This window comes from Halorubrum sp. CBA1125 (genome assembly GCF_009742825.1).
GTDB lineage: Archaea > Halobacteriota > Halobacteria > Halobacteriales > Haloferacaceae > Halorubrum.
This window is the reverse complement of record NZ_WPCE01000122.1, coordinates 1-8,836: the sequence shown is the minus strand read 5'-3', so window position 1 is coordinate 8,836 and position 8,836 is coordinate 1. Positions and strand designations below refer to the sequence as shown.

9 protein-coding genes and 1 pseudogene are annotated in these 8,836 nt (G+C 69.8%); 9 read left to right on the top strand and 1 reads right to left on the bottom strand.

Going from position 1 to position 8,836, the window contains the following annotated elements; genetic code table 11:
* The 5 genes and pseudogenes from GJ633_RS11135 to GJ633_RS17225 form a co-directional block, all read left to right on the top strand.
* Positions 1-451: pseudogene (locus GJ633_RS11135) on the top strand (hypothetical protein); the annotation flags it as partial.
* A gap of 98 nt (positions 452-549) precedes the next feature.
* Positions 550-1,023 (top strand): DUF5791 family protein, encoded by a 474-nt coding sequence (locus GJ633_RS11130; RefSeq protein ID WP_156588885.1) that lies wholly within the window; start codon positions 550-552, stop codon positions 1,021-1,023.
* Entirely contained in the window at positions 1,020-1,940 is a 921-nt protein-coding gene (locus GJ633_RS11125; protein ID WP_156588884.1) for an NAD-dependent epimerase/dehydratase family protein, read from the top strand. Before GJ633_RS11130 ends, GJ633_RS11125 begins: the two co-directional genes overlap by 4 nt.
* Before the next feature lie 81 nt (positions 1,941-2,021).
* Positions 2,022-3,197 carry a bifunctional oligoribonuclease/PAP phosphatase NrnA gene (locus GJ633_RS11120; protein WP_156588883.1) on the top strand — a complete coding sequence of 392 codons (1,176 nt, stop codon included), beginning with the start codon at positions 2,022-2,024 and terminating at the stop codon, positions 3,195-3,197.
* Positions 3,198-3,245: 48 nt separating this feature from the next.
* Positions 3,246-3,386: a hypothetical protein gene (locus GJ633_RS17225; protein WP_197431320.1), complete on the top strand. Its 141-nt coding sequence runs from the start codon at positions 3,246-3,248 to the stop codon at positions 3,384-3,386.
* Positions 3,387-3,501: 115 nt separating this feature from the next.
* Here the strand turns inward: GJ633_RS17225 and GJ633_RS11115 are convergent, their stop codons facing one another.
* Positions 3,502-4,719, bottom strand: a complete 1,218-nt coding sequence (locus GJ633_RS11115; RefSeq protein ID WP_156588882.1) for a proteasome-activating nucleotidase — start codon at positions 4,717-4,719, stop codon at positions 3,502-3,504.
* Between the two features lie 137 nt (positions 4,720-4,856).
* Between GJ633_RS11115 and GJ633_RS11110 the strand changes: the two genes are divergently transcribed.
* The 4 genes from GJ633_RS11110 to GJ633_RS11095 all read left to right on the top strand — a co-directional run.
* The gene (locus GJ633_RS11110; RefSeq protein ID WP_231741338.1) at positions 4,857-5,192 is read left to right on the top strand and encodes a helix-turn-helix domain-containing protein; all 336 of its coding nucleotides are present in this window, start codon (positions 4,857-4,859) and stop codon (positions 5,190-5,192) included.
* 102 nt (positions 5,193-5,294) lie between these two features.
* The gene (locus tag GJ633_RS11105; RefSeq protein WP_321169034.1) at positions 5,295-5,681 is read left to right on the top strand and encodes a hypothetical protein; all 387 of its coding nucleotides are present in this window, start codon (positions 5,295-5,297) and stop codon (positions 5,679-5,681) included.
* Positions 5,678-7,075, top strand: a complete 1,398-nt coding sequence (mre11, locus tag GJ633_RS11100) for a DNA double-strand break repair protein Mre11 (protein WP_156588881.1) — start codon at positions 5,678-5,680, stop codon at positions 7,073-7,075. Before GJ633_RS11105 ends, mre11 begins: the two co-directional genes overlap by 4 nt.
* A partial coding sequence (locus GJ633_RS11095; RefSeq protein WP_321169033.1) for an AAA family ATPase occupies positions 7,072-8,836 on the top strand: 1,765 nt, incomplete at its 3' end. The genes mre11 and GJ633_RS11095, both read left to right, overlap by 4 nt.

The following is an 8,836-nucleotide window of genomic DNA, read 5'->3' as shown; positions in this document are numbered from 1 at the left end:
CCGCGAGGCGCTCGGCCGCGTGGACGACTGGGACCGCTTGGACCGCCTCGACCGCCCAGCGACGAAGCCGGTACGGAGCGTCGGCGCCGGACTGCCCGTCGCGCCGTTCCGGGGTACGTGGGTGGCGACGGTGAACGCCTGGCGGGTGCAGATCCGCGGGGAGTACCCGCGGTTCGCGCTTCGCGCCGACACCGGAACGCCGGATCGCCCGTTCGAGTACGTCCGGGAGCCGGGGACCGCGACGGTCGGCGTCGGCGACGAGACGGTCGCGCTCGGACGGACGGAGCCGGTGCGGTTCGAGACGTCGACGGTGGTCGTGGTCGCGGTGCCGGCCGGCCCGCCGGGCGTCGGCGACGTCGACGGGACGCGCGACGAGACGTCGGGTGGGTGGCCGTGTCCGGGAGCCGCGGCCGCCGACTCGCCGGCGGAAGACGACTGTCCCGCGGCGTAGTCGGACGGGCGAGGGGACCGGCGAGCGGACGCGCGGCGAACTCGGTGTCGACGAGATCCGACCGGAGGCGTTTTGAGACGCGACGCCCGAGCACGGGTATGTTTCACGAGGTCGTCGACGAGCAGGCGACAGCCGCGAAGTCGGCGGACGCGGAATCGGCAGATGCGGAGGCGACAGACGTGACGGCGGCGACGCTCCGCGCGGCGTTCGAGGAGACGGTCCGAGAGGCGGCCGCCGAGACCGGGCGCGAGACGATCCGCGAGGAGACGGACCTGAACGCGTCGAGCGTCGACGCCGCGTTCGACGGGGACGCGGACGGACTCACGGTGGCCGACGGAGCCGCGGTGCTGGCGCTGAGGGACGACCGTGACGCCGACGCGATCGTGGCCGAGCTCCGCGATCATCTGCTGATCGGCATGACCACCGCGGTGCTCGACGTCGACAGCATCGCGTCGGCGATCGAGGCGGACCTCACCGGCCAGGAGGTCCAGCAGGCGCTGGAGGGACGCGCCGCGATGACGCTCGCAGAGCTCGCGGAGATCGCCGCGGTCATCGAGCGACGCAAGCGATGAGAGTCGTCGTCGTTGGCTGCGGCTACGTCGGCCTCGAACTCGCGAGACGGCTCGCCGACCGCGGGCACGACGTGACGGGCGTTCGGCGGTCCGACGCCGGGCTCGACGCGATCGAGGCCGTGCGGAACGAGACGACCGGCGACGGGCGCGTCGACGCCGTGCGCGCGGACACGACCGACCCGGACTCACTGGACGCGCTGCCGGACGCCGACGCGGTCGTGTTCGCGGCGAGTTCCGGCGGTCGCGGCGCCGCGGCCGCCCGCGAGGTGTACGTCGACGGGCTCCGGAACGTCATCGAGGCGTACGGGTCGCGGACACCGGTTCCGGACCGGCTCGTCTACACCTCCTCGACCGGCGTGTACGGCGACCACGACGGCGCGTGGGTCGACGAGGGGACGCCGATCGACCCCACCACGGACAAGACGCGCGTCCTCGCCGAGGCGGAGCGGGTCGCCCTGGAGACCGCGAGCGCCCTCGGTGTGGACGGGACGGTCGCGCGATTTGCCGGGCTGTACGGCCCGAACCGGTACCGTCTCGAACGGTATCTCAACGGGTCCGTCACGGCGGGATTCCTCAACATGGTCCACCGCGACGACGCGGCCGGCGCGATCCGTCACCTCTTAGAGACCGACCGAGGACGCGGCGAACCCGTCCTCGTCGTCGACGACGAGCCGGTCGAAAAGCACGCGTTCGCCGACTGGCTCGCAGACGCGTGTGGGGTCCCTCGACCCGAGAAGCGATCGAAGGCTGAGCGGATCGCGGCCGGGGATCTCTCGGCCGCTGCCGAGCGACGGATCCGGACGAGCAAACGCTGTTCGAACGAGCGGCTCCGGGCGCTCGGCTACGAGTTCGTCTACCCGACGTTCCGAGAGGGATACCGGGACGCAATACGGGCGTTTCGGACGTTGAGACGGTAGTAGTGGCGCTCTATCGGCCGCTCCCGTCCGCGTGGAACTGCGGCGAAGGTTCATGTACAGGGAGCGACTCGGGCAGAACGCATGTGGGAGCAGCGGGCGCTGGACGAACGGCTCTCCGCGGCGGAGTCGCTCGCACGCGAGAACCCGGAGCTGACCGCGGCGGTAGTCCTCGTCGCGCTCGTCGTCGTCGCCGGCGCGTACCTCCTGTTCCGTGCGCGTCGCACGCCCGGCGTCAGGTTCCGCCGGCTGCTGGCCGACCAGGAGGAGGTGACAGTGTTGATGCACCCGAACCCGGACCCGGACGCGATGTCGGCGGCCGTCGGTGTGGCCGCGCTCGCAGAACAGGTAGACGTCGACGCGACGGTCCAGTACCCGGGACAGATACGCCACCAGGAGAACCGAGCGTTTCGGACGGTTCTGGACCTGGATCTCGATCCGATCGATCACGTGAGCGACCTCGCGTCCGAGTCAGTCGTGTTGGTCGATCACAACGAGCCGCGGGGGTTCGCCGGGGCGGACGGGGTCCTGCCGGTGGCAGTCGTCGACCACCACCCGGGCGACGGCGCCGGGGAGTCGTTCACCGACGTCCGGACGGACTACGGGGCCACGGCCTCGCTCGTCGCCGAGTACTTCCACGAGAACGACGCCGTGCCCGTCCCGCCGGACCGACACGCCAGCGAAACGGGGAGCGCGTTCACGCTGCCGACCGACACCGCGACCGGACTGTTGTACGGGATCCTCTCCGACACCAAACACCTCACCGTCGGCGCGAGCGAGGAGGACTTCACGGCCGCGGCGTACCTGTACCCCGGCGTCGACCAAGATCGGCTCGACCGCATCGCCAACCCGGCGGTCGACGCGGAGGTGCTGGAGGTGAAGGCGCGCGCGATCGCCGGACGACGCGTCGAGGGATCGTTCGCGGTGGCCGACGTCGGTGGCGTGAACAACGTGGACGCGATCCCCCAGGCCGCGGACGAACTGATCCAGCTCGAAGGGGTGAGCGCCGTCGTCATCATCGGCGAGCGCGACGACACGATCCACCTCTCCGGGCGGTCACGCGACGATCGCGTCCACATGGGGAACGCGATCGAGTCGGTGCTGTCCGACGTCGACAACGGCGACGGCGGGGGACACTCGCGGATGGGCGGCGGGACCATCACCCCGACGGTCGACCCGACCGGCGAGGAGGAGCCGGAGACGGTCGACAGGGACGCCCTCGCCGACGACCTCTTTCGGGCGATGGCCGGCGACGTGTGATCGCGGTCCGGCGGCGGAATTAAGCCGCGCGGCGCGAATTCCCTGGGTATGGACGCGACGGACGCACCGAACGCTACCGACGACCGGTGGTGGACGCTCGCGAGCGTCGGGATCGGCTACGCGGTCGCCGCCGGCGTGGTGTTCCTCCTCTGTTTCCTGCTGCCGTTCGTACTACTGCGGACGCTGTAGCGGCGAGACGCGGGATCCGGGGACCCGAGATAGAGGGAGAATCGACGAGAACCCGAACATTCGCGACCTCCGCACCCGACCCGCGCCGAACGGCAACAGAAAATCCGTTGTCCCGTCAGGCGAACGCCAGCGAGTCGTCTGCGCCGCCGTCGTTGTCCTGCTGGAGCTTCCGGTGGGCTTCGAGGAAGTCGTCGAAGGTGACCTCCGTGCGGTCGTCCCGGATGGCGAACATCCCGGCCTCGGTGCAGATGGCCTTGACGTCGGCGCCGGAGGCGTCGGGCGTCATCTCGGCCAGTTCGACGAAGTCGACGTCGTCGGCGAGGTTCATCTTCCGGGTGTGGATCTGGAAGATGATCTCGCGCCCCTCGGTGCCCGGCTTCGGCACCTCGATGAGCCGGTCGAAGCGACCGGGGCGTAAGATCGCCTCGTCGAGCATGTCGAAGCGGTTGGTCGCGGCGATGATCCGCACCTCGCCGCGCTCGTCGAACCCGTCCATCTCCGAGAGCAGCTGCATCATCGTCCGCTGGACCTCGGCGTCGCCCGACGTCTTCGAATCGGTTCGCTTCGAGGCGATCGCGTCGATCTCGTCGATGAACAGGACCGCGGGCTGGTTGTCCCGGGCGACCTCGAAGAGGTCACGCACCAGCTTCGCGCCCTCGCCGATGAACTTGTGGACGAGCTCGGAGCCGGCCATCTTGATGAACGTCGCGTCCGTCTCGTTGGCGACGGCCTTCGCGAGCATCGTCTTGCCCGTTCCCGGCGGGCCGTACAGCAGGACGCCGCTCGGAGGCTGGATACCGACCTCGTCGAACATGTCGGGGTGCTCCAGGGGCATCTCGACGGTCTCGCGGACCTCCTGCATCTGGTCGTCGAGCCCCCCGATGTCGGCGTAGGTGACGTCCGGCGAGTGGTCGACCTGCATCACGCGGGCGCGGACGTCGGTCTCCTTCTCCAGCTTCTTGACGATCGACAGGGAGTTGTTGACCGCGACGCGGTCGTCCGGGCTGAGCCGGTCGCGCATCTCCGCCGTGATCTCCGTGAGCGCCTCCTGGTTGTTGCCGTGCTGTTTGATGACGGCCCCGTCGGGCGTGATCTCCTGGACGGTCGCCACGAACAGCGGCGACTGCTTCAGCTTCTTGTTCTCGTGGGTGAGTCGTTCGAGCTTCTGCTGATACTTGTTGTTCTCGGCGTTGGCGTCGAGGAGCTTGTCCCGCATCTCCTCGTTCTGGGACTCGAGCACGTCGAGCCGCTCTTGAAGCGACTCGATCTTCTCCTGTCTCGACGCCGACCCCTCGTCGTACGGCATGTCGACGTCGTCGACGGTGTCACTCATTGTCCGATATAAGTCGTCTCGCGGGTAAGAGGTTTCGGGTGGGAACATTCACGACCGGGAGATCGCCGGTGAAATGCTCTATAGTAATTAGACAGGATAGTAAATATTATCTTCCAGCATGAACCACGTGTGGACACATGAGCACGACCGACGCCGTCGCTCCGGAAGAGAGCGTCACGACCGACGAGGAGGCCAGCGCCGACGAAGACCTCGGAGACGACGCGGACATCGCAAGCGCGGAGGACGCCACGGACCGCTGGAGCGCCGTCCGTGACCTCCCGCCGAGCGCGAAGCTCGTCGCGAAGGTGCTCGACTACAACGACACGCTGACGCAGAGCCAGCTCGCAGAGGAGACCCTGTTGCCGCCGCGGACCGTCAGGTACGCGCTCTCCCGGCTGGAAGACGAGGGGGTCGTCGACTCGCGGTTTTCCTTCACCGACGCGCGCAAGCGGCTGTACACGCTGTCCGTGTGAGAGCGAGCCACGCTGTGCCGGGACCCGGCGATCCCCACGCACCCCCCGCCGGCGGCCCCGTCCACGCGACGCCTTATAGCCGATACCGCCCCAGCCGAACGCGTGGTCTCGACTACCGCCGTCAAGCGCGCGCTGGCCGCGCTGGCAACGCGTACCGACACCGCGAGACGACCGTCGGCGGGCGTCATCGACGAGGCCGACGCCGCGCGAGCCGACGTGCGACGCGCCGCCGGGTTCGTCGACGCGGTCGGGCTCGACCGGCTCGAGGAGGCGATAGCGGCCGCCGATCGGAACGGAGACGCGACGGCCGCAGATCGAGGACGGGAGGCGCTCGACGACTACCGACGGCTCCGCGAGGCGGCGAGCGCCGACGGTCCAGGGGAGACGCACGACGGACCCGGCGAGACGCAGACCGGTGCTGCGGTCGACGCTGCCAGTCCCGTCCCCGGAACCCCTAAATCCGACACCAATCAAGGGACGGGTAGATGACACGGGTGATCCACACCGGCGACACCCACGTCGGGTACGCGCAGTACCACTCGGCGGTCCGACGTCGGGACTTCCTCGACGCCTTCGACGCCGTGGTCGACGACGCGGTCGACGAGGGCGTCGACGCCGTCGTCCACGCGGGCGACCTCTTCCACGACCGCCGGCCGGAACTCGCGGACCTGATGGGGACTATCTCCGTCCTCCGTCGGCTCGACGACGCGGGAATTCCCTTCCTCGCGGTCGTCGGGAACCACGAGTCGACCCGGGGCGGCCAGTGGCTCGACCTGTTCGAGCGGCTGGGGCTCGCCACGCGGCTCGGCGACGAACCGACCGTCGTCGGCGACACCGCCTTCTACGGGCTCGATCACGTCCCCGTCTCCCGACGCGACGACCTCGACTACGCGTTCGCGGACCACGACGCCGAGTACGCCGCGCTCGTCGCGCACGGCCTGTTCGAGCCGTTCGCCCACGCCGACTGGGACACCGAAACGGTGCTCGCCGAGAGCGACGTCGACTTCGACGCATTGCTGCTCGGCGACAACCACACGCCCGACACCGCCGAGGTCGCAGACACGTGGGTAACGTACCCGGGCTCGACCGAGCGCGCGAGCGCGAGCGAGCGCGAGGGACGGGGATACAACCTGGTGACCTTCGACGCCGACGCCGCGGGTGGCGACCGCGTCGAGATCCGCCGGCGCGCGCTCGACACGCGCCGGTTCGTCTTCGTCGACGTCGAACTCCACGACGGCGAGGGCGAGGCGGCGGTCCGCGAACGGGTCCGTCAGCACGACCTCGCGGACGCGGTCGTCCTCGTCGACGTCACCGGCGACGGCGACCCGGTCACGCCGGCCGCGATCGAGGAGTTCGCGACCGAGGAGGGGGCGCTCGTCGCCCGCGTCACCGACCGCCGCGAGGTGGAGACGGAAGCCGACGTCGAGGTGAGCTTCGCCGACCCCGAGGACGCCGTCCGGGAGCGGCTCGACGAGATGGCGCTCTCGTCGGCCGCGCTCGACGTCGACGACGCCGTCCGCGACGATTCCGTTCCCGACAGCAACGTCAGGGAGACGGTCAAACGCCGGATCGAAGAACGGCTCGACGACCTCGACGCGTTCGAGCGAGGCGACGGAACGACGACCTCGACGCGTTCGAGCGAGACGACGACCGACGAGGCGCCCGCTGACGAAGAGACCGCCGACGAAGCGCTCGCTGACGAGGAAACCGCTGGCGAGGTGCCCGTTAACGAAGAAACCGCCGGCGAGACGACGACCGAGAAAACTCACAGTGAGGCGGCGACCAACGGAGACGGGCGCGACGAAGAAGACGACGCGGACGGCGACACCGCACCGCAAACTCGGCCGGGCGACGGCCAGGTCTCCATGGAGGACTACCTGTGAACTTCGAGCGTGTTCGGCTCTCGAACTTCAAGCCGTACGGCGACGCCGACCTCCGGTTGACGACGGGCGTCACCGTCATCCACGGACTCAACGGCAGCGGGAAATCCTCGCTGCTGGAGGCGTGTTTCTTCGCGCTGTACGGATCGAAAGCGCTCGACGGAACCCTCGACGACGTGATCACGAACGGCGAGGAGGAGACGGAGGTGGAGCTGTGGTTCAGCCACGACGGCGGCTCGTACCACGTCGAGCGGTGCCTCCGGGCGTACGACGACCGGGTCGACCACCAGTGCACCCTCGAAGCGACGGACGGGAGCGACGTGACCCGCGACGGGGCACGCGCCGTCCGGGAGTTCGTCACCGAGCTGCTACGGATGGACGCCGAGGCGTTCGTCAACTGCGCGTACGTGCGGCAGGGGGAGGTGAACGAGCTGATCAACGCCACGCCGCGCGAGCGACAGGACACGATCGACGACCTGCTCCAGCTCGGGAAGCTGGAGGAGTACCGCGAGCGGGCGGGCGACGCCCGGCTCGGCGTCGAGGACGTGTTGAACGCCAGGCGCGCGGTCTTGGAGGACAAGGAGGCACAGATCGAACGGAAAGAGGAGAAGGACCTCCACGACCGCCTCAACGCCCTCAAAGCCGAACGGAACGAGGTCGAAACGGAGATCGAGCGCTACGGGGGTCAGCGGGAACAAGCGAGGTCGACCCGCGACGAGGCCGAGGAGACGCTCGCCGCCTACGAGGAGAAGCGGGCGGAGCTCGAGTCCCTCGAGGGGGAAATCGACGAGATCGAGTCCGCGATCAGCGAGGCGGAGCGCGAGCGCGACGAGCACCGCGAGAAGATCCGCGAGGCCCGCGAGCGGATCGAGGAAATCGAGTCCGCCATCGACGACCGGCTCGACGACGCCGGGCTCGACGCGGCGACGGAAGAAGCGATCGCGGACCGACGCGAGGCGCTCGACGACCGGGAGGCCGAGATCCGTGAGGCCCTCGACGACCGACGGGTGAGCGCCGAGGGGTTCCGCAACCAGGCGACGAACCTCGCGGCGAAGGCCGACGACCTCGACGAGCGCGCCGCGGAGGCGGAACGGGAGGCGGAGTCGCTCGCCGAGGAGGCCGACGAGGCGGCGACGACCGCCGACGAGCGGGCCGACGCGATCGCGGAGCTCCGCGAGGAGGCGAGCGACCTCCGCGAGCGGTTCGCCGACACCGACGTCGGCCGCGACGAGGCGGCCGACCGGCTGGAGGCGGTCCGCGAGGAGCGCGCGGAGACGCGCGAGCGGATCGCGGAGTTGTCGACGGAGCTGGACAACGCCCGCGAGCGCGTCTCGGAAGCCGAGGAGCTGCTCGCGGCGGGCAAGTGCCCCGAGTGCGGCCAGCCGGTCGACGGTTCCCCGCACGCGACGCGGATCGATGAGGACCGCGAGCGGGTCGCAGCGCTCGAATCGGCGCTTGCGGACGCCCGCGATCGCGAAGCAGAACTCGACGACCGGATCGAGACCCTCGACGCGCTGGTCGAGGCGGCGGAGCGGCTCGACGAGATCGACGACCGGATCGAGACCCTCGAGGAGCGCGTCGCCGAGAAGCGCGAGACAGCCGAGCAGAAGCGGGACGCCGCCGCCGAGAAACGCGAGGAGGCGAGCGACCTCCGCGAGCGGGCCGAGGAGACGCGAGAGGTCGCCGCCGAGAAGCGCGAGGAGGCCGAAGAGAGCGCGGAGCGGGTCGAGGAGCTGGAGGCCGAGCTCGACGCCGTCGAGGCCG

Coding starts and splice junctions, on each gene's coding strand:
- GJ633_RS11130 (WP_156588885.1), top strand. CDS start 550: ATGTTTCACGAGGTCGTCGACGAGCAGGCGACAGCCGCGAAGTCGGCG.
- GJ633_RS11125 (WP_156588884.1), top strand. CDS start 1,020: ATGAGAGTCGTCGTCGTTGGCTGCGGCTACGTCGGCCTCGAACTCGCG.
- GJ633_RS11120 (WP_156588883.1), top strand. CDS start 2,022: ATGTGGGAGCAGCGGGCGCTGGACGAACGGCTCTCCGCGGCGGAGTCG.
- GJ633_RS17225 (WP_197431320.1), top strand. CDS start 3,246: ATGGACGCGACGGACGCACCGAACGCTACCGACGACCGGTGGTGGACG.
- GJ633_RS11115 (WP_156588882.1), bottom strand. CDS start 4,719: ATGAGTGACACCGTCGACGACGTCGACATGCCGTACGACGAGGGGTCG.
- GJ633_RS11110 (WP_231741338.1), top strand. CDS start 4,857: ATGAGCACGACCGACGCCGTCGCTCCGGAAGAGAGCGTCACGACCGAC.
- mre11 (WP_156588881.1), top strand. CDS start 5,678: ATGACACGGGTGATCCACACCGGCGACACCCACGTCGGGTACGCGCAG.